The 24869-nt window shown below is 68.4% G+C and carries 24 protein-coding genes and 1 tRNA gene; 21 read left to right on the top strand and 4 right to left on the bottom strand.

The annotated features are described in order from the left end of the window. Window positions 1-16: 16 nt before the first annotated feature. The 20 genes from tpiA (at window position 17) to AC2D80_RS08505 (ending at window position 17444) form a co-directional block, all read left to right on the top strand. The gene (gene tpiA, locus AC2D80_RS08600; protein WP_484632551.1) at window positions 17-760 is read left to right on the top strand and encodes a triose-phosphate isomerase; all 744 of its coding nucleotides are present in this window, start codon (window positions 17-19) and stop codon (window positions 758-760) included. 31 nt (window positions 761-791) lie between these two features. After that, window positions 792-1187, top strand: coding sequence for a preprotein translocase subunit SecG (secG, locus tag AC2D80_RS08595; protein WP_484632550.1), 396 nt, complete (start codon window positions 792-794; stop codon window positions 1185-1187). 145 nt (window positions 1188-1332) lie between these two features. Further along, window positions 1333-1417 (top strand) — tRNA-Leu (locus AC2D80_RS08590). Window positions 1418-1467: 50 nt separating this feature from the next. Next, window positions 1468-1827 (top strand): NADH-quinone oxidoreductase subunit A, encoded by a 360-nt coding sequence (locus tag AC2D80_RS08585; RefSeq protein WP_484632549.1) that lies wholly within the window; start codon window positions 1468-1470, stop codon window positions 1825-1827. A 38-nt stretch (window positions 1828-1865) separates the two neighbouring features. Then, window positions 1866-2345 carry a NuoB/complex I 20 kDa subunit family protein gene (locus AC2D80_RS08580; RefSeq protein WP_009520160.1) on the top strand — a complete coding sequence of 160 codons (480 nt, stop codon included), beginning with the start codon at window positions 1866-1868 and terminating at the stop codon, window positions 2343-2345. 34 nt (window positions 2346-2379) lie between these two features. Then, the gene (locus AC2D80_RS08575) at window positions 2380-3003 is read left to right on the top strand and encodes an NADH-quinone oxidoreductase subunit C (protein WP_484632548.1); all 624 of its coding nucleotides are present in this window, start codon (window positions 2380-2382) and stop codon (window positions 3001-3003) included. A gap of 22 nt (window positions 3004-3025) precedes the next feature. Next, entirely contained in the window at window positions 3026-4279 is a 1254-nt protein-coding gene (locus tag AC2D80_RS08570) for an NADH-quinone oxidoreductase subunit D (RefSeq protein WP_484632547.1), read from the top strand. Further along, window positions 4276-4785 (top strand): NADH-quinone oxidoreductase subunit NuoE, encoded by a 510-nt coding sequence (gene nuoE / locus AC2D80_RS08565; protein ID WP_484632546.1) that lies wholly within the window; start codon window positions 4276-4278, stop codon window positions 4783-4785. The genes AC2D80_RS08570 and nuoE overlap by 4 nt, the downstream gene beginning before the upstream one ends. Further along, window positions 4782-6134: an NADH-quinone oxidoreductase subunit NuoF gene (gene nuoF / locus AC2D80_RS08560; protein WP_484632545.1), complete on the top strand. Its 1353-nt coding sequence runs from the start codon at window positions 4782-4784 to the stop codon at window positions 6132-6134. The genes nuoE and nuoF overlap by 4 nt, the downstream gene beginning before the upstream one ends. A 22-nt stretch (window positions 6135-6156) precedes the next feature. Then, window positions 6157-8277, top strand: a complete 2121-nt coding sequence (nuoG, locus tag AC2D80_RS08555; protein ID WP_484632544.1) for an NADH-quinone oxidoreductase subunit NuoG — start codon at window positions 6157-6159, stop codon at window positions 8275-8277. Continuing rightward, window positions 8274-9356: an NADH-quinone oxidoreductase subunit NuoH gene (nuoH, locus tag AC2D80_RS08550; RefSeq protein WP_484632543.1), complete on the top strand. Its 1083-nt coding sequence runs from the start codon at window positions 8274-8276 to the stop codon at window positions 9354-9356. The genes nuoG and nuoH overlap by 4 nt, the downstream gene beginning before the upstream one ends. Window positions 9357-9377: 21 nt before the next feature. Next, complete coding sequence (nuoI, locus tag AC2D80_RS08545) at window positions 9378-9902, top strand: NADH-quinone oxidoreductase subunit NuoI (protein ID WP_484632542.1); 525 nt, start codon at window positions 9378-9380, stop codon at window positions 9900-9902. An 86-nt stretch (window positions 9903-9988) separates the two neighbouring features. Continuing rightward, entirely contained in the window at window positions 9989-10624 is a 636-nt protein-coding gene (locus AC2D80_RS08540; RefSeq protein ID WP_484632541.1) for an NADH-quinone oxidoreductase subunit J, read from the top strand. Then, window positions 10621-10935 carry an NADH-quinone oxidoreductase subunit NuoK gene (nuoK, locus tag AC2D80_RS08535; protein ID WP_484632540.1) on the top strand — a complete coding sequence of 105 codons (315 nt, stop codon included), beginning with the start codon at window positions 10621-10623 and terminating at the stop codon, window positions 10933-10935. The genes AC2D80_RS08540 and nuoK overlap by 4 nt, the downstream gene beginning before the upstream one ends. 30 nt (window positions 10936-10965) lie before the next feature. Continuing rightward, complete coding sequence (gene nuoL, locus AC2D80_RS08530; protein ID WP_484632539.1) at window positions 10966-12981, top strand: NADH-quinone oxidoreductase subunit L; 2016 nt, start codon at window positions 10966-10968, stop codon at window positions 12979-12981. A gap of 32 nt (window positions 12982-13013) precedes the next feature. Continuing rightward, on the top strand, window positions 13014-14492 hold the full coding sequence (locus tag AC2D80_RS08525) for an NADH-quinone oxidoreductase subunit M (RefSeq protein ID WP_484632538.1): 1479 nt from the start codon (window positions 13014-13016) through the stop codon (window positions 14490-14492). Window positions 14493-14528: 36 nt separating this feature from the next. Beyond that, window positions 14529-16025 carry an NADH-quinone oxidoreductase subunit NuoN gene (gene nuoN / locus AC2D80_RS08520; protein ID WP_484632537.1) on the top strand — a complete coding sequence of 499 codons (1497 nt, stop codon included), beginning with the start codon at window positions 14529-14531 and terminating at the stop codon, window positions 16023-16025. Window positions 16026-16071: 46 nt separating this feature from the next. Then, window positions 16072-16377, top strand: a complete 306-nt coding sequence (locus AC2D80_RS08515; protein ID WP_484632536.1) for a DUF2818 family protein — start codon at window positions 16072-16074, stop codon at window positions 16375-16377. Window positions 16378-16386: 9 nt separating this feature from the next. Continuing rightward, window positions 16387-16974, top strand: a complete 588-nt coding sequence (locus AC2D80_RS08510) for an NUDIX domain-containing protein (RefSeq protein WP_484632535.1) — start codon at window positions 16387-16389, stop codon at window positions 16972-16974. Beyond that, window positions 16971-17444: a DUF1178 family protein gene (locus AC2D80_RS08505; RefSeq protein ID WP_484632534.1), complete on the top strand. Its 474-nt coding sequence runs from the start codon at window positions 16971-16973 to the stop codon at window positions 17442-17444. The genes AC2D80_RS08510 and AC2D80_RS08505 overlap by 4 nt, the downstream gene beginning before the upstream one ends. 19 nt (window positions 17445-17463) lie before the next feature. On the opposite strand, the gene AC2D80_RS08500 is transcribed toward AC2D80_RS08505, so the two are convergent. Then, window positions 17464-18768 (bottom strand): Glu/Leu/Phe/Val family dehydrogenase, encoded by a 1305-nt coding sequence (locus AC2D80_RS08500; RefSeq protein ID WP_484632533.1) that lies wholly within the window; start codon window positions 18766-18768, stop codon window positions 17464-17466. 127 nt (window positions 18769-18895) lie between these two features. Beyond that, window positions 18896-20680 carry an ABC transporter transmembrane domain-containing protein gene (locus AC2D80_RS08495; protein ID WP_484632532.1) on the bottom strand — a complete coding sequence of 595 codons (1785 nt, stop codon included), beginning with the start codon at window positions 20678-20680 and terminating at the stop codon, window positions 18896-18898. 133 nt (window positions 20681-20813) lie between these two features. On the opposite strand from AC2D80_RS08495, the gene AC2D80_RS08490 reads away from it, so the two are divergent. Continuing rightward, a complete protein-coding gene (locus AC2D80_RS08490) occupies window positions 20814-21086 on the top strand; it encodes a hypothetical protein (RefSeq protein ID WP_484632531.1) in 273 nt (90 codons plus the stop codon). Window positions 21087-21099: 13 nt separating this feature from the next. On the opposite strand, the gene AC2D80_RS08485 is transcribed toward AC2D80_RS08490, so the two are convergent. Together AC2D80_RS08485 and AC2D80_RS08480 are read right to left on the bottom strand one after the other, a co-directional pair. Then, entirely contained in the window at window positions 21100-22278 is a 1179-nt protein-coding gene (locus AC2D80_RS08485; protein ID WP_484632530.1) for a lipocalin-like domain-containing protein, read from the bottom strand. A 23-nt stretch (window positions 22279-22301) separates the two neighbouring features. Next, window positions 22302-24836: an ABC transporter permease gene (locus AC2D80_RS08480; RefSeq protein ID WP_484632529.1), complete on the bottom strand. Its 2535-nt coding sequence runs from the start codon at window positions 24834-24836 to the stop codon at window positions 22302-22304. Window positions 24837-24869 lie beyond the last annotated feature (33 nt).

Genomic DNA, 24869 nt, shown 5'->3' with positions numbered 1-24869 from the left:
CGCATTCACGCCAACCATGAAGAAACTGATTGCCGGCAACTGGAAGATGAACGGCGGCCTGACGGCCAACGAGACACTGCTGCGCGCGCTGCGGGAGGGTCTGACCACGCCGCCCTCGGCCGCGGTGGCGGTGTGCGCCCCCGCGCCTTACCTGGCGCAACTCCAGGGCTTGCTGGCCGGAACCTCGCTGCAGTGGGGCGCGCAAGACGTCTCGGCCCACGAGCAGGGCGCGTACACCGGCGAGGTGTCTGCCGCCATGCTGCGCGATTTCGGCTGCCGTTACGCCATCGTCGGCCACTCGGAACGCCGCCAATACCACGGCGAAACCGACGCCACCGTGGCCCAGAAGGCCCAGCGCGCCCTGGCGGCTGGCATCACGCCGATCGTGTGCGTGGGCGAGACCCTGGCCGAGCGGGAAGCCGGGCAGACCGAGGCGGTGGTCAAGCGGCAACTCGCCGCCGTGATCCATGCCGTGGCCCACTGCACCAGCGAAATCGTCGTGGCGTACGAGCCCGTCTGGGCCATCGGGACCGGCAAGACCGCCAGTCCCGAGCAGGCGCAGCAGGTGCACGCCGTGTTGCGTGCCCAGATCGCCGCAGCCACGCCCCACCCCGACCGCGTCCCGCTGCTCTACGGCGGGAGCATGAACGCCGCCAACGCCGCCAGCCTGCTGGCCCAGCCCGACATCAACGGCGGCCTGATTGGTGGTGCCTCGCTCAAGGCGCCCGACTTCCTCCAGATCATCGCGGCCGCTGCCTGAGCCGCCGCCCTTTGCTTCACGCACCCAAGCCATGAACATCGTTCTGACCCTCCTGCTCGCTGTCCAAATCCTGTCCGCGCTGGGCATGATCGGCCTCATCCTTGTGCAACACGGCAAAGGCGCCGACGCCGGCGCCGCCTTTGGCGGCGGCGGTGCCGGTTCCGCCAGCCTGTTCGGGGCAAGCGGCGGGGCCAACTTCCTGTCGCGCAGCACGGCCGTGCTCGCCACGATCTTCCTGGCCTGCACGCTGGGCCTGGCGTATTTCGGCAACCTGCGTGCGGCCGCGCCGGCCTCGTCGGGCAGCGTGCTGGAGACCGTCACCCCGGCCGTGCCAGCCGATCCGGCGCAGCAGATTCCGGGTGGCACCGCCGCGCCGGCCACGCCCGCGGCGCCGGCATCCGGCCCCGCCCAGATCCCTGGCAAGTGACCGAACGCACCGATCCGGTGCAGCCCCCCGCGGGCGGTGTGCAAAAAGCCGTGCACCTCGCCCGAAACCGGGGGTAAATCAGGGTAAACTCTACGGGTTGTCAGGAACGCGAAGACTCCACGCGTCACACTGACAAGCAGACCCAGCCGACGTGGTGAAATTGGTAGACACGCTATCTTGAGGGGGTAGTGGCGAAAGCTGTGCGAGTTCGAGTCTCGCCGTCGGCACCAGATCCATGACAGCGCGGCCCGTGCGGGCCGCGCCAGCCGAACCGATCACCATGAGCCTCGACCAGTACCTGCCCGTCCTCCTGTTCATCCTGGTGGGCATTGCAGTCGGGGTGATTCCCCAGGTGCTCGGTTACATCCTCGGTCCCAATCTGCCGGACGCCGAGAAGAACTCCCCCTACGAATGCGGCTTCGAGGCCTTTGAAGACGCGCGCATGAAGTTCGACGTGCGCTATTACCTCGTCGCCATCCTCTTCATCCTGTTCGATCTCGAAATCGCGTTCCTCATCCCTTGGGCGGTGGCGTTCACCGACATCGGCATGACCGGTTTCCTGGCTGGCGTGGTGTTTCTCGCGATCCTCACCGTGGGGTTCGCCTACGAGTGGAAAAAAGGCGCCCTCGACTGGGAATGAGTTCGGCCCCGGTTCGGGCCGCCGCAGCGGAGTGATCCATGATTGAAGGTGTGTTCAAGGAAGGCTTTGTCACCACGAGCTATGACGCGGTGGTGAACTGGGCCAAGACCGGTTCGCTGTGGCCGATGACCTTTGGTCTGGCCTGCTGCGCCGTGGAAATGATGCACGCGGCCGCGGCCCGCTACGACATCGGCCGTTTCGGTTCCGAAGTGTTTCGCGCCAGTCCGCGCCAGTCCGACTTGATGATCGTGGCCGGTACGCTGTGCAACAAGATGGCCCCGGCTTTGCGCAAGGTGTACGACCAGATGGCCGAACCGCGCTGGGTGTTGTCTATGGGCTCGTGCGCCAACGGCGGTGGTTACTACCACTACAGCTACTCCGTGGTCCGCGGCTGCGACCGCATCGTGCCGGTGGATGTCTATGTGCCTGGCTGTCCGCCGACCGCCGAGGCCCTGCTGTACGGAATCATCCAGCTGCAGCAGAAGATCCGACGCACCCAGACGATCGCCCGCGCGTGACCGCGCCGTCCGCCCACCTGCTGCGAGCCCGCCCATGTCCGACCTGACCCCCACTCCCGTAGCCGTGGCGCCCGAGGCGCTGCGCTCCCTGCTGGCCGATCTGTTGGGCGATCGCGCCCGCGACGTGGTCGTTGCCCGCGGCGAGGTGACGGTCACCGTGGCCGCGGCCGATTACCTTGCCGTCATGCAGACGCTGCGCGATGCGCCCGGGGCGGCCTTTGAGCAGCTCGTCGATCTGTGCGGACTGGATTACGTCCAGTACGGTGACGGTCGCTGGGAGGGAGCCCGGTTTGCCGTGGTCGCCCACCTGCTGTCCGTGTCGTTGAACCAGCGGGTGCGTGTGCGGGCTTTCTGCGCCGACGATGACTTTCCGGTGATGCCTTCAGTGACGGAACTCTGGTCGAGCGCGAACTGGTATGAGCGCGAAGCCTTTGACCTGTTCGGCATCGTGTTCGAAGGTCACACCGACCTGCGCCGCATCCTCACCGACTACGGCTTCATCGGCCATCCCTTCCGCAAGGACTTCCCGCTTTCCGGTCACGTCGAGATGCGCTACGACGCCGAGCGTCAGCGCGTCATTTACGAGCCGGTCAGCATCGAGCCCCGCGAGATCACCCCCCGGGTGATCCGCGAAGACCACTACGGCGGCCTGCACTGACCCCCGCGCGAGGCACACCGACATGGCAGAAATCAAAAACTACACCCTGAACTTCGGCCCTCAGCACCCAGCCGCCCACGGCGTGCTGCGTCTGGTGCTTGAGCTCGATGGCGAAGTGGTGCAGCGCGCAGACCCGCACATTGGCCTGCTGCACCGTGCCACGGAAAAGCTCGCCGAGCACAAGACCTACATCCAGTCGCTGCCGTACATGGACCGGCTGGACTATGTGTCGATGATGTGCAACGAGCACGCCTACTGCCTGGCCATCGAGAAACTGCTGGGCATAGAGGTGCCGGTCCGCGCCCAGTACATCCGCGTGATGTTCAGCGAGATCACCCGCCTGCTCAACCACCTCATGTGGCTGGGCTCCCACGGCAACGATTGCGGCAGCTCCACGATCCTGATCTACGCCTTCCGCGAACGCGAAGACCTCTTCGACATGTACGAAGCGGTCTCCGGAGCCCGCATGCACGCGGCCTACTTCCGTCCGGGCGGCGTGTACCGCGATCTGCCGGACAGCATGCCGCAGTACCAGGCCAGCAAGATCCGCAACCAGCGCGCGATCGACGAACTGAACCAGAACCGCCAGGGCTCGCTGCTCGACTTCATCGACGACTTCACGAAGCGTTTCCCGACCTACCTCGACGAATACCACACGCTGCTGACCGACAACCGCATCTGGAAGCAGCGCACCGTGGGTATCGGCGTCGTCACGCCGGAGCGCGCACTCAGCCTGGGCATGACCGGGCCGATGTTGCGCGGCTCGGGTATCGCGTGGGACCTTCGCAAGAAGCAGCCCTACGACGTGTACGACCGGCTGCAGTTCGACATCCCCGTCGGCAAAACCGGCGACACCTACGATCGCTACCTCGTCCGCATGGAGGAGATGAAGCAGTCCAACCGGATCATCAAGCAGTGCGTTGACTGGCTGCGCGCCAACCCCGGGCCGGTGATCACCGACAACCACAAGGTGGCAGCGCCCGCGCGCGAGGCGATGAAGTCGAACATGGAAGAGCTGATCCACCACTTCAAGCTCTTTACCGAAGGCTTCCACGTGCCCGAGGGCGAGGCCTACGCCGCGGTCGAACATCCCAAGGGAGAGTTCGGCATCTACCTGGTCAGCGACGGCGCCAACAAGCCTTACCGCCTGAAGATCCGTGCGCCGGGTTTTGCACACCTCGCCTCGCTCGACGAGATGGCGCGCGGCCACATGCTCGCCGACGCCGTGGCCATCATCGGCACCATGGACATCGTTTTCGGGGAGATCGACCGATGAGCACGCCCATCACCTTCTCGGCGGCCACCCTGGTTCGCTTCGACCGCGAGGTGGCCAAGTACCCGCCCGAACAGCGCATCTCGGCTGTGATGGCCTGCCTGTCCATCATCCAGCAGGAACAGGGCTGGGTCAGCGCCGAGGCCGAGGCCGCGCTGGCGGCGTACCTGGGTGTCGAGCCGATCGCGGTGCACGAGGTCACGACCTTCTACAACATGTACAACCAGCGGCCGGTGGGCAAGTTCAAGCTCAACGTCTGCACCAACCTGCCTTGCCAGTTGCGCGACGGTCAGAAAGCCCTGCACCACCTGGAAAAGAAACTGGGCATCGCCATGGGCGAGACCACCGCCGACGGCCTGTTCACGCTGCAGCAGAGCGAATGCCTGGGCGCCTGCGCCGACTCGCCGGTCATGCTGGTCAATGACCGCCACATGTGCAGCTTCATGAGCCAGGACAAGCTCGACCAGCTGATCGACGGCCTGCGGGCCGCGGAGGGCCACGCCGGATGAACGCGCAACAGATCATCGAGCAATTCAGCGCCACGGGTGTTCAGACCTGTTTCCACGGCCGTCACATCAACCCGCAGATCTACGCCGGGCTGGATGGCAAGAACTGGTTCCTGAAGGACTACGAGGCGCGCGGCGGCTACCAGGCGCTGCGCAAGATCCTGGGCCAGGATGGCGGCGAAGGGCTGACGCCCGACCAGGTGATCGCCACGGTCAAAGAATCGGCCCTGCGCGGACGCGGTGGCGCCGGTTTCCCGACCGGCCTGAAGTGGAGCTTCATGCCGCGCCAGTTCCCGGGCCAGAAGTACCTCGTCTGCAACTCCGATGAGGGCGAGCCGGGCACCTGCAAGGACCGCGACATCCTCATGTACAACCCGCACATCGTCATCGAAGGCATGGCGATCGCGGCGTACGCGATGGGCATTTCCGTGGGCTACAACTACATCCACGGCGAGATCTTCCAGGTCTACGAGCGTTTCGAGGCCGCGCTGGAAGAGGCGCGGGCCGCCGGCCTGCTCGGCGACCGCATCCTGGGCAGCGCCTTCAGCTTTCAGCTGCACGCGTTCCATGGCTTCGGCGCCTACATCTGCGGTGAAGAGACCGCGTTGCTGGAGTCGCTCGAAGGCAAGAAGGGCCAGCCCCGCTTCAAGCCGCCGTTTCCGGCCAGCTTCGGCCTTTACGGCAAGCCGACCACCATCAACAACACCGAGACCTTCGCGGCGGTGCCGTGGATCATCCGGCACGGCGGGCAGGCGTATCTGGAGTGCGGCAAGCCCAACAACGGCGGCACGAAGATCTTCTCGGTCAGCGGCGACGTGGAAATGCCCGGCAACTACGAGATCCCGCTCGGCACGCCGTTCAGCAAGCTGCTGGAGCTTGCCGGTGGTGTGCGCAAGGGGCGCTCGCTCAAGGCCGTGATCCCTGGCGGGTCCTCGGCCCCGGTTCTGCCGGCGCACATCATGATGGACTGCACGATGGACTACGACTCCATCGCCAAGGCCGGCTCCATGCTGGGTTCCGGCGCGGTGATCGTCATGGACGACAGCCGCGACATGGTCAGCTCGCTCAAGCGGCTGTCCTACTTCTACATGCACGAGAGCTGCGGCCAGTGCACGCCCTGTCGCGAAGGCACGGGTTGGCTGTGGCGCATGGTCGACCGCATCGACCGCGGCCAGGGCCGCCCCGAGGACATGGCGCTGCTGGACAACGTGGCCGAGAACATCATGGGCCGCACCATCTGCGCCCTCGGCGATGCCGCCGCGATGCCGGTGCGCGCCATGATCAAGCACTTCCGCCACGAGTTCGAGGCCAAGATCGCCGCGGCCCAGTCGGCGCCGGCCTCGGCCTCCTGAACACCGGAACACGGACCCCGTTATGGTTGAAATCGAACTCGACGGCCAGAAGGTCGAGGTGCCCCCGGGCAGCATGGTGATGCATGCGGCCGAAAAAGCCGGCACCTACATCCCCCACTTCTGCTACCACAAGAAGCTGTCCATCGCGGCCAACTGCCGCATGTGCCTCGTGGACGTGGAGAAGGCGCCCAAGCCCATGCCCGCGTGCGCCACGCCCGTGACGCAGGGCATGATTGTCCGCACGCAAAGCGACAAGGCGGTCAAGGCCCAGAAGTCGGTGATGGAGTTTCTGCTCATCAACCACCCGCTGGACTGCCCGATCTGCGACCAGGGTGGTGAATGCCAGCTGCAGGATCTCGCGGTGGGCTACGGCGGTTCCGGCTCGCGCTACCAGGAAGAAAAGCGCGTGGTGTTCCACAAGGATGTCGGTCCGCTGATCTCCATGGAGGAAATGAGCCGGTGCATCCACTGCACCCGCTGCGTGCGCTTCGGCCAGGAAATCGCCGGCGTGATGGAGCTGGGCATGAGCCATCGCGGCGAACACGCCGAGATTGAAACCTTTGTCGGCCAGTCGGTGGATTCCGAGCTGTCGGGCAACATGATCGACATCTGCCCGGTTGGCGCGCTGACCAGCAAGCCCTTCCGCTACAGCGCCCGCACCTGGGAGTTGTCGCGCCGCAAGAGCGTGAGTCCGCACGACAGCACCGGCGCCAACCTGATCGTGCAGGTGAAGAACCACCGCGTGATGCGGGTTGTGCCGCTTGAAAACGAGGCGGTCAATGAATGCTGGATCGCTGACCGCGACCGCTTCAGCTACGAGGCCCTGAACGGTCCCGATCGCCTCACCGAACCGATGCTCAAGCAGGGCGGCGAGTGGAAAACGGTCGATTGGCAGACCGCGCTGGAGTACGTGGCCAACGGCCTGCAGCAGATCCGCAGCAACCACGGCGCTGCATCGATTGGCCTGCTGGCCAGTCCGCACAGCACCGTCGAGGAACTCGCCCTGGCCGGCGCGCTGGTGCGTGGCCTGGGCAGTGAAAACATCGACACCCGCTTGCGCGCCGCCGACGGGGGCAACGCTGCACCGGCGGGGCAGGCCCGGTGGCTGGGCCGACCGATCGCCGAGCTGTCCACGCTGCAGCGGGTGCTGGTCGTGGGCTCGAACCTGCGCAAGGACCACCCGCTGTTCGCGCAGCGCATCCGTCAGGCTGTGCGCCACGGTGCGCAGGTCAGCGCGCTGGTCGACGCCGCGCCCGCGTGGGCCATGGCGGTGAAGCACACCCTGCTCAGCGACAGCCGCCAGTGGGTGACCGCGCTCGCTGGCGTGGCCGCTGCGGTGGCGGAGGCCCGTGGCGTGGCGGCTCCGGTCTCGGTCACGGCCGACGAAGCGCAGCGCGCCATCGCCCAATCCCTGTTGGGCGGCGAACAGAAGGCCGTGCTGCTCGGCAACGCGGCCGCCCACCACGCCCGCGCATCCAGCTTGCTGGCACTCGCCCAGTTCATCGGAACCCACACCGGCGCGACCGTCGGCTACCTCACCGAAGCGGCCAACACGGTCGGCGCCCAGCTGGTGCGCGCGCTGCCGGGCAACGGCGGCCTCGATGCCTCGCGCATGCTCGCCGGCGGTCTGAAGGCGGCCGTGTTGCTGAACGTGGAAGCCGAGGACACCGGCGCCGGTCTGCAGGGCCTGACCAGCGCGGACATGGTTGTCACGCTCAGTCCTTTCAAGACCAACCTGGACGTGAGCGATGTGCTCCTGCCGATCGCTCCGTTCTCCGAGACGTCCGGTTCGTTTGTCAACGCCGAGGGCCGACTGCAGAGCTTCCACGCGGTCGTCCGCCCCCTGGGCGAAACCCGGCCGGCGTGGAAGGTGCTGCGCGTGCTGGGCAACCTGCTGGGTCTCCCTGGTTTTGACGCCGACGGCACGCCCGCCGTGCTCGCCGCCGCCCTCCCGGGCGTGGCGGTCGGCGCGTGCGTCGATGCCGCGCGCCTGAACAACACCACCTCGGCCGCGGTGGATCTCGCGCCCGCGCCGTCGTCGCCGTGCACTGCCGCCATCTACCAGCTCGACGGTCTGGTCCGCCGTGCACCGGCCCTGCAACTCACCGCGGACGCCCGCGCCACCGCCGGAGCCAGCGCATGATCGACGCGATGTACAACGGCGGCCTCGGTCTCATCGCCGCCCCCTGGTGGACCACCGCCGCCTGGCCGGTGATCTGGAACCTGCTGAAGATCGTGGCCGTGCTGGCACCCCTGATGGGCGCGGTGGCTTATCTCACCCTGTGGGAGCGCAAGCTGCTGGGCTGGATGCAGGTGCGTCACGGCCCCAACCGCGTGGGCCCTTTTGGCCTGCTGCAGCCGATCGCTGACGCCCTCAAGCTGCTGACCAAAGAACTGATCCGCCCCAGCGCCGCCAGCAATGGCCTGTTCCGCCTCGGGCCGATCATGGCCATCATGCCGGCGCTGGCCGCGTGGGTGGCCATTCCCTTTGGTCCCGAGACCGTGCTGGCGAACGTCAACGCGGGCCTGCTGGTGATCCTCGCGATTACCTCGATCGAGGTCTATGGCGTGATCATCGCCGGCTGGGCCTCGAACTCGAAATACGCCTTCCTGGGTGCCTTGCGCGCTTCGGCCCAGATGGTGAGTTACGAAATCGCGATCGGTTTCTGCTTCCTCATCGTGGTGATGACCGCCGGCAGTCTCAACCTCGCCGAAATCGTGGCTTCGCAGGGCCGTGGCATGGCGGCCGAAGAAGGTCTGAACTTCCTGTCCTGGAACTGGTTGCCGCTGCTGCCGGTGTTCATCGTCTACCTGATCTCCGGCGTTGCCGAGACCAACCGCCATCCCTTCGACGTGGTCGAGGGCGAGGCCGAGATCGTGGCCGGTCACATGGTCGAGTACTCGGGCATGGGCTTTGCCATCTTCTTCCTGGCCGAATACGCCAGCATGTGGCTGGTGTCGATCCTGGCGGTGCTCATGTTCCTCGGGGGCTGGCTGCCGCCCATCGACAGTGCGCTGTTCAACGCGATCCCGGGCTGGATCTGGCTGGGCCTGAAGACCTTCTTTGTCGTGTCCCTGTTCATCTGGATTCGGGCCACCTTCCCGCGGTTCCGCTACGACCAGATCATGCGGCTGGGCTGGAAGATTTTTATCCCCGTCACGCTCGTGTGGCTGCTGCTGGTCGGCGCCCTGATGCAGACGCCCTGGAACATCTGGAAGTAAGCCCCGGCGGAGAGCACCCCCATGTCGACCACCGTTGCCCAACCGGCCGTTGTTGCCCCTTTTTCGCTGCGCGATTTCTTCAAGAGCTTTTTGCTCGTGGAACTGTTCAAGGGCATGGCCCTGACCGGTCGCTACGCCTTTGCCCGCAAAGTGACTGTGCAGTTCCCGGAAGAAAAAACGCCCCTGTCGCCGCGCTTCCGCGGCCTGCACGCCCTGCGCCGTTACGAGAACGGTGAGGAGCGGTGCATCGCCTGCAAGCTGTGCGAGGCGGTGTGCCCGGCGATGGCCATCACCATCGAGAGCGACGTGCGCGACGACGGCACCCGGCGCACCACCCGCTACGACATCGATCTCACCAAGTGCATCTTCTGCGGCTTCTGCGAAGAAAGCTGCCCGGTGGACTCGATCGTCGAGACCCACATCTTCGAATACCACGGCGAAAAGCGCGGCGATCTCTACTTCACGAAAGAGATGCTGCTGGCCGTGGGCGACCGCTACGAACCCCAGATCGCCGCCGCCAAAGCGGCCGACGCGCCCTACCGCTGACCGGGCGGGCGTGATGGGCGCGTTGCGTTCACCGAGCCCGCGCTCCCGACCCGATCCACGCTGAACGCCCAACGCCGATTCCCTCCATGGACTTCCAGACCGGCTTCTTTTATCTGTTCGCGGCGGTGCTGCTGTTTGCCGCCTACCGCGTCGTCACCGCGCGCAACCCGGTGCACGCGGTGCTCTACCTCATGCTTGCCTTCTCGCAAGCCTCAGCCCTCTGGCTGCTTCTCAAGGCCGAGTTTCTGGGCATCACGCTGGTCCTGGTGTACCTCGGCGCGGTGATGGTGCTGTTCCTCTTCGTTGTGATGATGCTTGACATCAACATGGACGGACTGCGGCAGGGTTTTTGGAAGCACTTTCCGCTGGCGGCCTTGCTCGGTGGTGTGGTGGCGGCCGAACTGATCGCCGTGCTGTGGGCGGGCTTTCCCACCATCGCCACCGGCGCGGCCGTGGCGCCGGCACCTGTGTCCAACACCCACGCCCTCGGCGTGCTGCTCTACACCGAGTACCTCTACCCGATCCAGGTGGCGGCGGTGATTTTGCTGGTGGCCATGGTTGCTGCCATCGCGCTGACGCTGCGCCAGCGCAAAGACAGCAAAGCCATCAATCCCGGTGATCAGGTCAAGGTCCGCGCCAGCGACCGTCTGGTGGTGGTGCCGATGGCTGCCACTGCCCGTACCGCTCCCGACACCACGCCGGCCGAGGAGGGCAAGGCATGAGCTCCACACTGACTCTGGGCCATTTCCTGGCGGTGGGCGCCGTGCTGTTCGCCATTTCGGTGGTGGGCATCTTCCTCAACCGCAAGAACCTGATCGTGCTGCTGATGGCCATCGAACTGATGCTGCTGGCGGTCAACATGAATTTCGTGGCCTTCTCGCACTTTCTGGGCGACATGCATGGCCAGGTGTTCGTCTTCTTCATCCTGACCGTCGCTGCGGCCGAGTCCGCCATCGGTCTGGCCATCCTGGTCCTGCTGTTCCGCAACCGCGCTTCGATCAGCGTGGAGGAACTCAACCGCCTCAAGGGCTGACGCCCCGGCCCGGCACGCACAGGCACATCCATGAGCAACACCCTTTCCGCAAGCACCCTGCTGGCCGTGCCCCTGGCGCCGCTGGTGGGCTCGGCCGTCGCCGGCATCCTGGGCACCGCCTTCGGTGGCAACGTGATTGGCCGGCGCGCCTCGCACACCGCCACCATCCTTGGCGTGCTGGTCGCCTTTGTCCTGTCGGCCATGACGCTGTGGGACGTGATGCACGGCGCCCGCTTCAACCAGACCATCTACGAATGGATGGTGGTGGGTGGCCTCAAGATGGAAATCGGCTTTCTGGTCGATGGCCTGACCGCGATGATGATGGTCGTGGTGACCTTCGTTTCGCTGATGGTCCACCTGTACACCATCGGCTACATGGAAGAAGACGCCGGCTACAACCGCTTCTTCGCCTACATCTCGCTCTTCACTTTCTCGATGCTCATGCTGGTCATGAGCAACAACCTGCTGCAGCTGTTCTTCGGCTGGGAGGCGGTGGGGCTGGTGTCGTACCTGCTGATCGGTTTCTGGTTCAACAAGCCCACGGCGATCTTCGCCAACATGAAGGCCTTCCTGGTCAACCGCGTGGGCGACTTCGGCTTCATCCTGGGCATTGGCCTGATCGTGGCCTACACCGGCAGCCTGAACTACACCGAGATCTTTGCCAAGACCGGCGAGATCGCCACGTTGACCTTCCCCGGCACCGACTGGCTGCTGGTCACCGTGATCTGCATCTGCCTGTTCATCGGCGCGATGGGCAAGAGTGCGCAGTTCCCGCTGCACGTCTGGCTGCCCGACTCGATGGAGGGTCCCACGCCGATCTCCGCGCTGATCCACGCGGCCACGATGGTGACCGCCGGCATCTTCATGGTGGCGCGGATGTCGCCGGTGTTTGAACTGTCCGACGCGGCGCTGAACTTCATCATCGTGATCGGTGCCATCACCGCCTTGTTCATGGGCTTCCTCGGCATCATCCAGAACGACATCAAGCGGGTGGTGGCTTATTCCACGCTGTCCCAGCTCGGCTACATGACCGTGGCGCTCGGTGCCTCGGCCTACTCGGTGGCCGTCTTCCACCTGATGACCCACGCCTTCTTCAAGGCGCTGCTGTTCCTGGCCGCGGGCTCGGTGATCATGGGCATGCACCACAACCAGGACATCCGATGGATGGGCGGCGTGCGCAAGTACATGCCGATCACCTGGATCACGTCCCTGCTGGGCACGCTGGCCCTGATCGGCACGCCGCTGTTTTCGGGCTTCTACTCGAAGGACTCCATCATCGAGACGGCCCACTTCAGCAACCTGCCGGGCTCCGGGTTTGCCTACTTCGCCGTGCTCGCCGGGGTGTTCGTCACCTCGTTCTATTCGTTCCGCCTGTACTTCCTGGTCTTCCACGGCAAGGAGCGCTACGACCAGAACCCGGACGCGCACCACGACGATCACCACGACGACCATGGCCATGGCGGCTCGCCCCATGAATCGCCGTGGGTTGTCACGGTCCCGCTGGTGTTGCTGGCCATCCCGTCGGTGTTCATCGGCTACCTCACCATCGAGCCGCTGGTATTTGGCGAGTTCTTCCGCGACGCCATCACGATCAACGCCGCGGCCCACCCGGCGATGACCCGCTTCGCCGAGATCTTCCACGGCCCGCTGGCCATGGTGGGTCACGCGTTCAGCACCCCGCCGCTGTACCTCGCCGCCGCCGGCGCGATCGCCGCTTGGTACATGTATCTGGTGAACCCGGCCGTGCCGGCCGCCATGGGCCGTGCGCTCAAGCCGCTGGTCACCGTGCTGGAGAACAAGTACTACCTCGACTGGTTCAACGAGAACGTGCTGGCCCGTGGCGCACGGGGCCTGGGCATTGGACTTTGGAAGGGCGGTGACCGCGGCGTCATCGAGGGGGGCGTGGTCAACGCCAGCTGGAAGATCGTGGGTCTCGTGGCGGGCTTGGTCCGCCGTGTGCAGACCGGCTACCTGTACCACTACGCGCTGATGATGCTGGTGGGCGTGTTGCTGTTCATGACCTACTTTGTCTGGCTGGCCCGGTAAGCCCTGACACACACACGAGGAAGAACAACACCATGGGTTTGCTGAGCCTTGCCATCTGGACGCCCATCTTTTTCGGCGTCATCCTGCTCGCGTTCGGTCGCGACGATCAGGCCCCGGCGGTGCGCTGGATCGCGCTGGTCGGTGCTGTGGCCGGTCTGGCCGTCACGGTGCCGGTGTACACCGGCTTTGAGGTCGGCAGCGCCGCGATGCAGCTCGTGGAGAAGGCGGTCTGGATTGAGCGATTCAACATCCACTACCACCTGGGCGTCGACGGCATTTCCCTGTGGCTGGTGCTGCTCACCGCGTTCATCACGGTGATCGTGGTGATTGCCGGCTGGGAGGTCATCACCGAGCGCGTCAACCAGTACATGGGCGCGTTCCTCATCCTCTCCGGCCTGATGATCGGTGTATTCACCGCGCAGGACGCGATGCTGTTCTACGTGTTCTTCGAGGCCACGCTGATCCCGATGTACCTGATCATCGGCATCTGGGGCGGCCCGAACAAAATCTACGCCGCCTTCAAGTTCTTCCTCTACACCCTGCTGGGTTCGCTGCTGATGCTGGTGGCGCTCATCGTGCTGTACATGAAGGCCGGCGGCAGTTTTGCGCTCACCGACTGGTACAAGCTGCCGCTCGACGCCAGCACGCAGACGCTGCTGTTCTTCGCGTTTTTCGCGGCCTTTGCGGTGAAGGTGCCGATGTGGCCGGTGCACACCTGGCTGCCCGACGTGCACGTCGAAGCGCCCACGGGCGGCTCCGCCGTGCTGGCCGCGATCATGCTCAAGCTGGGCGCCTACGGCTTCCTGCGCTTCTCGCTGCCGATCCTGCCCGATGCGTCGCACGAATGGGCGGGGCTGATGATCGGCCTGTCGCTGGTGGCCGTGATCTACGTGGGTCTGGTGGCCATGGTCCAGCAGGACATGAAGAAACTGGTGGCCTACTCGTCGGTCGCCCACATGGGCTTTGTGACCCTCGGCTTCTTCGTGTTCAGCGACCTCGGGGTTTCCGGCGCGATCGTGCAGATGATTTCGCACGGCTTCGTGTCCGCCGCCATGTTCCTGTCGATCGGTGTGCTGTACGACCGGGTGCACTCGCGCGACATCGCGGCCTACGGCGGTGTGGTCAACACGATGCCCCGCTTCGCCGCGTTTGCCCTGCTGTTCACCATGGCCAACTGCGGCCTGCCCGGGACGGCTGGCTTCGTTGGCGAGTGGATGGTGATCCTGGCGGCGGTGAAGGCCAATTTCTGGGTGGGTTTGCTGGCGGCGTCGGCGCTGATCTTCGGGGCGGCCTATTCGCTCTGGATGTTCAAGCGGGTCTACCTCGGCGCACCGGGCAACGACGATGTCAAGGCCCTGACCGATCTCAACGCGCGGGAGTTCTTCGTCATGGCGCTGCTGGCGATCATGGTGATTTACATGGGCGTGCACCCCAAGCCCTTCACCGACGTGATGGACCCCGCCGTGACCGAGCTGCTGCGCCACGTGGCCGTGTCCAAGTTGCCCAATTGAGCCCCGCCGGCCGACGCACACACACAGAAGGTTCCCATGATTGACAAGCTCAGCTGGATCGCGGCGTATCCGGAAATCCTGTTGCTGGTGATGGCCTGCGTGATTGCGCTGGTCGACCTCACCGTGAAGAGTCCCCTGCGCGGCGCCACGCACGCGCTCACCCTGCTCACCCTCGGCGTGGTGGCGGTGCTGCTCGGCATGGCCGGGTCCAGCGGGCAGGCGATCACCGGCTTTGGCGGCATGATCGTCTCCGACCCGATGGGCAACTGGCTCAAGTGCTTTGCCGCGGTAGCCATGATGGTGACGCTGGTGTACGGGCGCGTCTACGCCGGGGCCCGCGACATGCTCCGCGGCGGTGAACTGCACATCCTCGCCATGTTCGCGCTGCTGGGCATCTTCGTGATGATCTCCGGCCACAACTTCCTGGTGATCTACCTGGGCCTCGAGCTGCTGACCCTGTCGAGCTACGCGCTGGTGGCCTTGCGGCGCGACGACCTCGCGGCCACCGAAGCCGCCATGAAGTACTTTGTGCTGGGCGCGCTGGCCAGCGGTTTCCTGCTGTACGGCCTGTCGATGGTCTACGGCGCCACTGGCTCCCTGCAGGTGGTCGAGGTGCTGCAGGCCATGGCGGGCGGTGAGGCCACGCTCAAGGGGTCGCAGCAGGTTCTGGTGCTGGGTCTGGTGTTCACGGTCGCCGGCCTGGCCTTCAAGCTGGGCGCGGCGCCTTTCCACCTGTGGGTGCCCGACGTGTACCACGGCGCGCCGACTGTCGTGACCCTGATCGTGGGCGGCGCACCCAAGCTCGCTGCGTTTGCCATCGTGATCCGCCTGCTGGTCGAAGGCATGGCACCGCTGGCCATCGACTGGCAGCAAATGCTCGGCGTGATGGCGGTGATGTCGCTGCTGGTGGGCAACCTGGCGGCCATCGCTCAGACCAACGTCAAGCGCATGCTGGCCTTCTCCACCATCGCGCAGATGGGTTTCATGCTGCTCGGCCTGATGGCAGGCGTTGTCCCCGGTGACACCAGCAACATGGCCAACGCGTACGGATCGGCCATGTTCTACGTCGTGACCTACGTGCTCACCACCCTGGGTACCTTCGGCGTGATCATCCTGCTCTCCCGCGCCGGCTTTGAATCCGACGAGATCAGCGACCTGGCCGGTCTGAACCAGCGCAGCCCGCTGATGGCGGGGATCATGGCCGTGTGCATGTTCTCGCTGGCCGGCATACCGCCGCTGGTGGGCTTCTACGCGAAGCTGGCTGTGCTGCAGGCGCTGCTGGCGGTGGGTGGCGGCTTCTATGTCGGGCTGGCCGTCTTTGCCGTGCTGATGTCGCTGATTGGCGCCTTCTATTACCTGCGCCTGGTCAAGGTCATGTACTTCGACGCCCCCACGCAGACCGCGCCGATCGAAGCGCCCGCGGACGCGCGGGCGGTGCTCGGCATCAATGCGGCGCTGGTGCTGGTCCTCGGCATCGTGCCGGGCGGGCTGATGGCGCTGTGCGCCCAGGCCGTCGCGGGCCTCGCCGGCTGACCGCCGCGCGGGAACCGCCGGTCTCTGCCGCGCTCAGAGCAGCACCATGGACACCTCTTCCTCGATCGCGTTGGTGCTGCTGGCCGCCTTGCTGGCGGCCAACCTGCCGTTTCTCAACGACCGCTGGCTGGCGGTGATTCCCCGCGGCAGCGCCAAGCCGCTGTGGGGCCGTCTCGCCGAACTGGTGTTCTGGTACGCCGTGGTGGGCGGGCTGGGCTTCGCGCTGGAAAAACACGCCGGGCAAATCCACCCGCAAGGCTGGGAGTTCTACGTCACCACCGCCTCGCTCTTCCTCACGCTGGCGTTCCCGGGCTTCGTGTACCGCTACCTGTTCAAGCGCCGCGGCGCTTGACCTGCCACGATGAACCCCGACGCCGATCACCTGCGTGAGACACGGCTGTCGCGCGAGGAGCTGCTCCGCGGTCACTTCCTGCACGTGGTGCGAGATACCGTGCGCCTGCCGGACGGCCAGGATGCCACGCGTGAGTTCGTCTTGCACCCCGGCGCGGTGATGGTGATCGGGCTGCTGGACGACGGCCGCGTCGTGCTCGAGCGGCAGTACCGCCACCCGATGCAGGCCGTGATGGTCGAGTTTCCGGCCGGCAAGCTCGACCCGGGCGAGGGCAGCCTGGCCTGTGCGGTGCGGGAATTGCGCGAAGAGACGGGTTACCGCGCGACTGCCTGGGCCTTCGCCGGCCGCCTGGCACCGACCATTGCGTACTCCGACGAGGTGATCGACATCTGGTTCGCCCGCGGTCTGAGCGCGGGCGAACGCGCGCTCGACGCCGGTGAGTTCCTGGACGTGTTCAGCGCATCGCCCGACGAGCTCATGGCGATGTGCCGCGATGGCCGGGTGATCGATTGCAAGACGCTGGTGGGCGCGCTGTGGCTGCAGAACGTTCTCGCCGGCACGTGGGTTCTCGACTGGCGGGATAATCCGGCGCCATGAAGGTGCTCAACCTGCAATGCGCGCACCAGCACGTGTTCGAAGGCTGGTTCGCTTCCGAGGACGATTTCAACGACCAGCAGTCGCGTGGCCTGGTTACCTGCCCGCTCTGTGGCGACGCCGGCGTGCGCAAGATGCTCTCGGCGCCTCGCCTGAACCTGCGCACCGCGCGTGGTGACAGCCCGGCCCCCGCGGTGGGCGACGCGCGCGAGGTGGCGGTAAGCAACCATCCCGCCCACGCCGAACTGGCCGAACTGCAGGCGCGCATGCTGCGCGCCATGCGGGAGATCGTCGCCCAGACCGAAGACGTCGGCGAACGTTTCGCCGAGCAAGCCCGTGCCATGCACCACGGCGATATCGAACACCGCAACATCCGCGGCCGCACCACCGCCGAGGAGGCCGTGGCCTTGCTCGAAGAAGGTGTCGAGGTGCTGCCGCTGCCCATGCTCCCCGCCCTCAAGGACATGCAGTAGGGGGCGGCGCAGGGGGGTGTCAGGGATACAGCCCGCGCAGGTCGCGCGCGTGGAGGATGCGGCGGCAGGCGACGATGAAGGTGGCGGTACGCAGGCTGACGTTCTTGTCTTGCGCGACCTGCCACACGGCGGCGAAGGCCTCGGTCATGATCTTCACCAGCCGGGCGTTGATCTCCTCTTCGCTCCAGAAGAAGCTGGAGAAGTCCTGCACCCACTCGAAGTAGCTCACCGTCACGCCGCCGGCGTTGGCGATCACGTCGGGCAGCACCAGCACGCCGCGTTCTTGCAGGATGTCGTCGGCCTGGGGGGTGGTCGGGCCGTTGGCGCCCTCGATCACCAGCCGCGCGGTGATGCGCCCGGCGTTGGCTTCCGTGATCTGGCCCTCGAGCGCGGCGGGGATGAGGATGTCGCAGGGCACATCCCAGAAGGTGTCGGGCGCCATGACTTCGGCGTGCGCGAAGCCCGCCACCGACCCGTGGGCTGCCACGTGGGCCAGCAGCGCGGGCACGTCCAGCCCGGCCTCGCGGTAGATCGTGCCGCCGTGGTCCTGCACGGCCACCACGCGCGCGCCGGCCTCGGCAAACAGCTTGCCCGCGACGCCGCCGACGTTGCCGAAGCCTTGCACCGCCACCCGCGCGCCCCGCAGCTCCAGCCCGATGCGGCGCGCCGCTTCGCTGCCCACGGTGAACACGCCGCGCCCGGTCGCTTCGCGGCGGCCGAGCGAGCCGCCGAGGTCGACCGGTTTGCCGGTGACCACGCCGGTGGCGGTGGCACCCTCGTTCATCGAGTAGGTGTCCATCATCCAGGCCATCACCTGCTCGTTGGTGTTGACGTCGGGCGCGGGGATGTCCTTGCTCGGGCCGATGATGATCCCGATCTCGCTGGTGTAGCGGCGGGTCACGCGCTCGAGCTCACCGCGCGACAGCTGGCGCGGATCGACGCGGATGCCGCCCTTGGCGCCGCCATAAGGCACGTTGACCGCCGCGTTCTTGATCGACATCCACGCGGACAGGGCCATCACCTCCGACAACGTCACGTCCTGGTGGAAGCGCACGCCGCCCTTGCCCGGGCCGCGGCTGGTGTTGTGCTGCACGCGGTAGCCCTCGAAGTGGGCCACGGTGCCGTTGTCCAGGTGGATCGGCACATCCACGATGAGCGTGCGCTTCGGGCGTTTGAGGGTGTCGATCCAGCGCGCCAGCGGGCCGAGGTGCGGGGCGACGCGGTCGACCTGTTGCAGGTAGGTGCCCCACGGGCCAAGGTGCTGGGGGTCGAGGTAGGAGGGCAGGGCCTGGGTGAAGGCCGCGGGTGCCGTGGAGGGGTGCATGGTGGTGCTCCGCAGGGGGTGCGACGCCGGGTTGGCGACTGCGGCGCACTGTAGGCGTGGGCCTCGCCGCTGTCCAAGGCCGCTTGCCAATCAGGCCATGCGCGAAACGCATAACCTCCTGGGCCGCTCACGCCCCGAACTGCAGCGCCGCCAGGCCCGCGTACACCCCACCGCGCGCCACCAGCTCGGCGTGGGTGCCCTGCTCGACCAGGCGCCCGTGGTCCAGCACCAGGATGCGGTCGGCGCGCTGCACCGTGGCCAGGCGGTGGGCGATGACCAGCGTGGTGCGGTCGCGCATGGCCGCGTCCAGCGCGGCCTGCACCATGCGCTCGCTCTGCGCGTCCAGGGCGCTGGTGGCCTCGTCGAGCAGCAGCAGCGGCGGGTTTTTGAGCATCGCCCGGGCGATGGCGATGCGCTGGCGCTGGCCGCCCGACAGGCGCACGCCGCGCTCACCCAGGAAGGTGTCGTAGCCCTGTGGCAGCGCCTGGATGAACTCGTCGGCGAAGGCCGCCCGCGCGGCGGCGCGCACGTCGTCGTCGCTGGCGTCCGGACGGCCGTAGCGGATGTTGTCCAGCGCGCTGCCGGAGAAGATGACCGGGTCCTGCGGCACCACGCCGATGCGCGAGCGCAGGTCGTCCAGCGCCATCGCGGCCAGCGGCACGCCGTCGAGCACGATCTCGCCGGCGTCCGGGTCGTGGAAACGCAGCAGCAGTGACAGCACGGTGCTCTTGCCCGCGCCACTCGGCCCCACGAGCGCCACCGTCTCGCCCGGTCGGAGTTCGACGCTGAGGTCGCTCAGCGCGGCCTGCGCGGGGCGCGACGGGTAGCGGAAGGTCACGCCGCGCAAAGCGACCGTGCTGCCGCCGCGCGGCCAGGGCGCTGACCGCGGGACGGCCGGCGACTGGACCGGCGAGGTCGTGGCCAGCAGCTCGACGAGGCGCTCGCTCGCGCCGGCGGCCCGCAGCAGGTCGCCGTACACCTCGCCCAGCACCGCCACCGCGCCGGCCAGGATGATGATGTAGACCACCGTCTGGCCCAGGTGGCCGGCGCTGATGGTGCCCGCCAGCACGGCCTGGGTGCCCTGATAGAGGCCCCAGAGCAGCAGCGCCGCGGTAGCGATGATGACGAAGGCCACCAGCGCGGCGCGCGCCCGCGTGCGCCGCACGGCGGTGCGGAAGGCCTGGTCGGTGGCGCGGTCGAAGCGCTCGCCCTCCCGTGCCTCGGCGGTGTAGCTCTGCACCACCGGGATCGCGTTGAGCACCTCGGCGGCGATCGCGCTGGCGTCGGCCACGCGGTCCTGGCTGGCGCGCGACAGGCGCCGCACCCGCCGCCCGAACCACATGCTCGGCACCACCACCAGCAGCAGGATCAGCGCCACCTGCAGCATCACCGTGGGGTTGGTCCACACCAGCATCACCAGCGCGCCCAGGCCCATGACCGCGTTGCGCAGCCCCAGCGACAGCGACGAGCCCACCACGGTCTGCACCAGCGTGGTGTCGGTCGTCAGGCGCGACAGCACCTCGCCGGTCTGGGTGGTTTCAAAAAACGCGGGGCTCTGGCGCAGCACGTGACCGTACACCGCGTTGCGCAGGTCGGCCGTGATGCGCTCGCCCAGCCAGCTCACGAGGTAGAAGCGCGCCGCCGAGAACACCCCGAGCGCCACCGCCACCCCGAACAGCTGCAGAAAGTGCCCGCGCAGGGCCAGCGCGGTCTGGGCCCGGTCGGGGCCGGTGAGGCCGCCGTCGATCAGGCCGCGCAACGCCACCGGAAACAGCAGCGTGGCCGCGGCGGCGAGCGTGAGAAACAGCAGCGCCAGCGCGATCTGGGCCCGGTAGGGCCGCAGGAACGGCAGCAGGCGGGAGAGCGAGCGTGGGTGGGTGGCGGCGGGGCGGGCGGTGTCCGGGGGTGGCATGGACCCATTGTCGCCGGCCGCGCGTTTTCACCGACTTGCCGATTTAGCAGTACACGATTGAAATGGTGACTGTTGAAATTCATCCGTTTTAATCATGTGCAATTCACAAGCACGCAACCCGGAGGAGAAGCCCATGTTCCGCACCCGCCTGACGTCCGCCGCCGCCCTGACCGGCCTGCTGCTCGCCGCCGCTTCCTGGTCCGCGCACGCCGCCGGCCCGACCTGCACCGCCGCCGCGGCCGAGAAAAAGCTGTCCGGCGCGGCCAAGACCTCGTTCCTGAAGAAGTGCGAGAAGGACGCTGGCGCCAGCTGCGATGCGCAGGCTGCGGAGAAAAAGCTCGCCGGCGCGGCCAAGACGAGTTTCACCAAGAAGTGCGTGAAGGACGCGGTCGGCGCTGCCTCCTGAGGCGCCGGCGTCGTCAGAGCACCAGCCGCGCGGCGTAGCCGGTCATCTCCAGGTAGCCGCGCCCGACGCGGCGGCCGGCAGCGTCGTGGAGGTCCGACAGGCCTTCCCAGTACACCGTGCCGGTGCTGGCGCGGCTGTCGAGTTCCTGCGCGTCCACCAACGCCTGCACGCGGTGCTCGCCCGCGGGCGTCTGCAGCCGCCAGACCACCGGATAGCGCGCGCCGGTTTTGGGGCTGACCCAGACGCGCTCCGGCGTGAAGCGGACCTCGTGCGGCCCGAAGGCGCGCGCGCCCAGCGGGTCGCCACCCGCGCTGGCCGGGCGGAAGGAGCCGCCGGCCCACAGGGCGCTGCCGTCGGCGCGCCGCAGGCGGAAGGCGGTGAGCGCGCCGCCGTCGTCGAGGTTCATGCCGACCCAGTCCCAGCCGACCGCCTCGGGGTGCAGGATCGCCTCGCTCCACTCGTGGTCGAGCCAGGCGGTGCCGCGCACCCGCCAGCGCCGCTCGCGCAGGCGCAGCGTGCCGTCGACGGCGAGCTGCGGGTGGGTGACGTAGAAGCTGGCCTGCGCGGGATCGGGGCCTTTGCGTGAGAAGCCGCGCTCGCCCTGCAGCAGCCAGGTCTGCACGGGCGCGGCGCGCAGCGCGATGCCCAGGCTGTCGCCCTCGATGCGGGTGTCGTAGAGGCCGTCCGGGCCGCGGCGGATGTGCCAGTCGCGCAGGGTGACGTCGGTGTCGGCTTCGGCGGCGTACACGCCCTGACCGGCCACGGGCGGCGGCTCGCCGTTCCAGCGCGCCAGGCGCTCGTCGTGGTGCAGTGCGGCGCCGGCGACGTCGGTGATGGCGGCGTGGGCGAACAGCAGGTGGCGCGCGGCGAGCCGGCCGGGCAGGCGCTGCGCCGGGTCGACGCGGCTGCGGAAGAACGTGACCTGAAAGCCCAGCAGCGCGCCGCGCTCGTCCTGCGCCTGCCCGGTGAGGTACCACCATTCGGTGCGCGCGTGGTTGTGGGTGCCGTGGTCGCGCGGAAACACGAGCGGTCGCGGCCGCAGCGGCGCGCCCACGGCCTCGTCGGCCGCGCGCGCGGCGGGCATCCCCAGGCCGGCGGCACCCCACGCGCCGGCGGCGGCGAGCAGCAGCGGGCGACGGCCGATGAGCGGGGCAGGGGGGGCGGTCCGGGCGTGGGGCGGGAGGCGGTTCATCGGCGGCTCCAGCGGTTGGGGGGTCACCAGTCCTGTCGCACCGCCTGCACCGCGTCGCGGCCGGCGGCGGCGCGGCCCGCGAGCCAGGCGGTCAGGGTGCCGGCCACCACCACGGCCAGCGCCAGCGCGGCCAGCCGGGCGGTGGGCAACACCAGGTCCATCGTCCAGTGAAAACTCTGCGGGTTGACCACGTGCACCAGCACCACCGCCACCGCCAGCCCGAGCGCCACGCCGGCCAGCGCGCCCAGCGCCGTCCAGGCCAGGCCTTCGAGCGCCACCACGCCCAGAATCTGCCGCCGCGTGAGCCCGAGGTGGGCCAGCAGCCCAAACTCGCGCTGGCGCGCCAGCACCTGCGCGCTGAAGCTCGCCGCCACGCCGAACAGCCCGATGGCGATCGCCACCGCCTGCAGCCACACCGTGACCGCGAAGCTGCGGTCGAAGATGCGCAGCGAGATGGCCCGGATCTGCGCCGAGGACGCGATCTCCAGCAGGTCCTGCGCGCCCTGCTGCGCCGCCAGCGCGCGCAGCGCGGCGCGCACGGCGTCTTCGTCGGCGCCGTCCGCGAGGTGCAGCGCCAGGTCGTTGACGCGGGTGTCACCGCTCAGGCGGCGGTAGTCCGCCGCGTCGATGGCCACGCTGCCGTGCTGGCGCGCGTAGTCGCGCCACACACCCGCCACCACCACCGTCGCACCGCGCGCGGCGGGCGTGTCGAAGGCCTGCGCCACCAGCGGCAGCGGCTGCCCCGGCCGCGCGCCGTAGAGGTCCACCATGGCTTCGCTCACATACACCGCCACCGCGCCGGGCGGCACGGCCACCGGCCGACCCACCAGCGGCAGCGCCACCCCCGACGCACCGCCGTCCAGCGGCCGCGCCACCAGCGCCACCGGCGGGCGGCCCGGATCGGCCAGCAGCGGCACCACCCGCACCGCGTCCACCCGCGCCACGCCCGGCAGCGCCGCGACCGCCGCCACCACCGAGGGCGGCAGCGTCTGCCCGTCGGTGCCCGCGGTGCTCGCGCGCACATACAGCGGTGCCGGCAGCACCGCGTCGAGCCATTGCGTCACCGAGTCGCGGAAGCTCGCCACCATCACCGTCAGCGCCACCGACAGCGCCAGGCTCGCCACCACGCCGCTGGTGGCCACGGCCGCCGTTTCGCGCACCCGCCGCGAGCGCTCCACCGCCAGCAGCGGCACCGCCCACGGCCCCAGCCGCGGCGCCAGCCGGTCCAGCGCCAGCCCGGCCAGCGCCGGCAGCGCCGCGATCCCGCCCAACAGCAGCAGCGCCACCGAGACATAGGCCGCCAGCGGCACGCCGCCCACCGGCGGCAGCAGCGCCAGCAGCGCACCCGCCGCGAGCAGCGCCAGCGCCCGCCACGGCCGGCCGCCCGCGCGGTGCTGCAACAGGCCCAGCCCCTTGAGCGCCTGCGCCGGCGCCAGCCCGGCCGCGGCGCGCGCCGGCCACCAGCCGCCCACCACGGCCGCCACCACACCCAGCCCGCCGTACACCAGCGCCGCGCCCCACGACCAGCGCAGCGGCGGCGACACCCCGGCGAAATAACCGCCGCCCAGATCGCCGCCGAGCAGCCGCAGCGCCAGCGCCGCCAGCCCGCTGCCCAGCGCCACACCCAGGCCCGCGCCCAGCGCGCCCAGCAGCGCCGACTCCAGCAGCACCAGCCGCTGCCGCTCGGGCGCGCCCAGCCCCAACACGCCCAGCAGCGCCAGCTGCGGCGTGCGCCGCGCCACCGACAGCGACAGCACCGAAAACACCAGGAACGCCCCGGTGAACAGCGCCACCAGCGCCAGCACCGTCAGATTCACCCGGTAGGCGCGCGACAGGTTGCTCACCCGCTCGGTCGCCTGCGCCGGCCGCTGCAGGTCCAGCGCCGCCGGGTCGCCCAGCGCCGCGCGCAGGCCCGCCGGGTCGGCCCCGGGCGCCAGCCGCAGGTCGATGCGGCTGAGCTCACCCGCACGACCGGCCAGCGCCTGCAGCGCCGCCACGTCCATCACCAGCAGCGGCCCGCCCGGCGCGGCCACGTGCCCGGCCCGGCGCACCGGCACCCAGCGCAGCCCCGCCTGCACCCGCCAGTCGCCGGCCTCGCCCAGCGCCTGCAGCGCTGCCGGGTTCGCAAACACCGTGTCGGGCGCGAACAGGTCGAGCCGGCCTGCGCCGTCCGCCAGCCGCGGCTGCAGCGCCGGTGCCAGCGCGCCCACGGTCAGCGCATCCACGCCCACCAGCCGCACCGCCACCCGCTGCCCGCCCGGCCCCTCGGCCTGCGCCGCCACTTCGAGCACCGGGCTGGCACTGCGCACCACCGGCAGCGCCGCCACGCGCGCCAGCCAGGCGTCGTCCAGCGCGCCGCGGCGCCCGCGCAGCTCGGCGTCGGGCTGCCCGTTGACCGCGCTCACCGCGCTGCCGAACTCGGCCAGCGCCGAGGCGTTGATCAGGTGCACGGCCAGCCCGAGCGCCACGCCCAGCGTGACCGCCAGCACCGCCGCGCCGGTGCGCCACGGGTGCTGGCGCCATTCGCGCGCGCTGAAGGTGCGGATCAGGGACCACATCCCCGCGAGCTTACGGCCGCGCCGCGCTGTGGT

The sequence above is a fragment of the Hydrogenophaga sp. T66 genome (genome assembly GCF_057219855.1).
This window is presented reverse-complemented; position numbering and strand designations above follow the sequence as displayed.

Coding starts and splice junctions, on each gene's coding strand:
- AC2D80_RS08490 (WP_484632531.1), top strand. CDS start 20,814: ATGTTCCGCACCCGCCTGACGTCCGCCGCCGCCCTGACCGGCCTGCTG.
- nuoN (WP_484632537.1), top strand. CDS start 14,529: ATGATTGACAAGCTCAGCTGGATCGCGGCGTATCCGGAAATCCTGTTG.
- nuoE (WP_484632546.1), top strand. CDS start 4,276: ATGAGCACGCCCATCACCTTCTCGGCGGCCACCCTGGTTCGCTTCGAC.
- nuoI (WP_484632542.1), top strand. CDS start 9,378: ATGTCGACCACCGTTGCCCAACCGGCCGTTGTTGCCCCTTTTTCGCTG.
- AC2D80_RS08480 (WP_484632529.1), bottom strand. CDS start 24,836: ATGTGGTCCCTGATCCGCACCTTCAGCGCGCGCGAATGGCGCCAGCAC.
- AC2D80_RS08500 (WP_484632533.1), bottom strand. CDS start 18,768: ATGCACCCCTCCACGGCACCCGCGGCCTTCACCCAGGCCCTGCCCTCC.
- AC2D80_RS08485 (WP_484632530.1), bottom strand. CDS start 22,278: ATGAACCGCCTCCCGCCCCACGCCCGGACCGCCCCCCCTGCCCCGCTC.
- tpiA (WP_484632551.1), top strand. CDS start 17: ATGAAGAAACTGATTGCCGGCAACTGGAAGATGAACGGCGGCCTGACG.
- AC2D80_RS08505 (WP_484632534.1), top strand. CDS start 16,971: ATGAAGGTGCTCAACCTGCAATGCGCGCACCAGCACGTGTTCGAAGGC.
- nuoL (WP_484632539.1), top strand. CDS start 10,966: ATGAGCAACACCCTTTCCGCAAGCACCCTGCTGGCCGTGCCCCTGGCG.
- AC2D80_RS08540 (WP_484632541.1), top strand. CDS start 9,989: ATGGACTTCCAGACCGGCTTCTTTTATCTGTTCGCGGCGGTGCTGCTG.
- AC2D80_RS08495 (WP_484632532.1), bottom strand. CDS start 20,680: ATGCCACCCCCGGACACCGCCCGCCCCGCCGCCACCCACCCACGCTCG.
- AC2D80_RS08580 (WP_009520160.1), top strand. CDS start 1,866: ATGATTGAAGGTGTGTTCAAGGAAGGCTTTGTCACCACGAGCTATGAC.
- nuoK (WP_484632540.1), top strand. CDS start 10,621: ATGAGCTCCACACTGACTCTGGGCCATTTCCTGGCGGTGGGCGCCGTG.
- nuoH (WP_484632543.1), top strand. CDS start 8,274: ATGATCGACGCGATGTACAACGGCGGCCTCGGTCTCATCGCCGCCCCC.
- AC2D80_RS08510 (WP_484632535.1), top strand. CDS start 16,387: ATGAACCCCGACGCCGATCACCTGCGTGAGACACGGCTGTCGCGCGAG.
- nuoF (WP_484632545.1), top strand. CDS start 4,782: ATGAACGCGCAACAGATCATCGAGCAATTCAGCGCCACGGGTGTTCAG.
- secG (WP_484632550.1), top strand. CDS start 792: ATGAACATCGTTCTGACCCTCCTGCTCGCTGTCCAAATCCTGTCCGCG.
- AC2D80_RS08575 (WP_484632548.1), top strand. CDS start 2,380: ATGTCCGACCTGACCCCCACTCCCGTAGCCGTGGCGCCCGAGGCGCTG.
- AC2D80_RS08585 (WP_484632549.1), top strand. CDS start 1,468: ATGAGCCTCGACCAGTACCTGCCCGTCCTCCTGTTCATCCTGGTGGGC.
- AC2D80_RS08525 (WP_484632538.1), top strand. CDS start 13,014: ATGGGTTTGCTGAGCCTTGCCATCTGGACGCCCATCTTTTTCGGCGTC.
- nuoG (WP_484632544.1), top strand. CDS start 6,157: ATGGTTGAAATCGAACTCGACGGCCAGAAGGTCGAGGTGCCCCCGGGC.
- AC2D80_RS08515 (WP_484632536.1), top strand. CDS start 16,072: ATGGACACCTCTTCCTCGATCGCGTTGGTGCTGCTGGCCGCCTTGCTG.
- AC2D80_RS08570 (WP_484632547.1), top strand. CDS start 3,026: ATGGCAGAAATCAAAAACTACACCCTGAACTTCGGCCCTCAGCACCCA.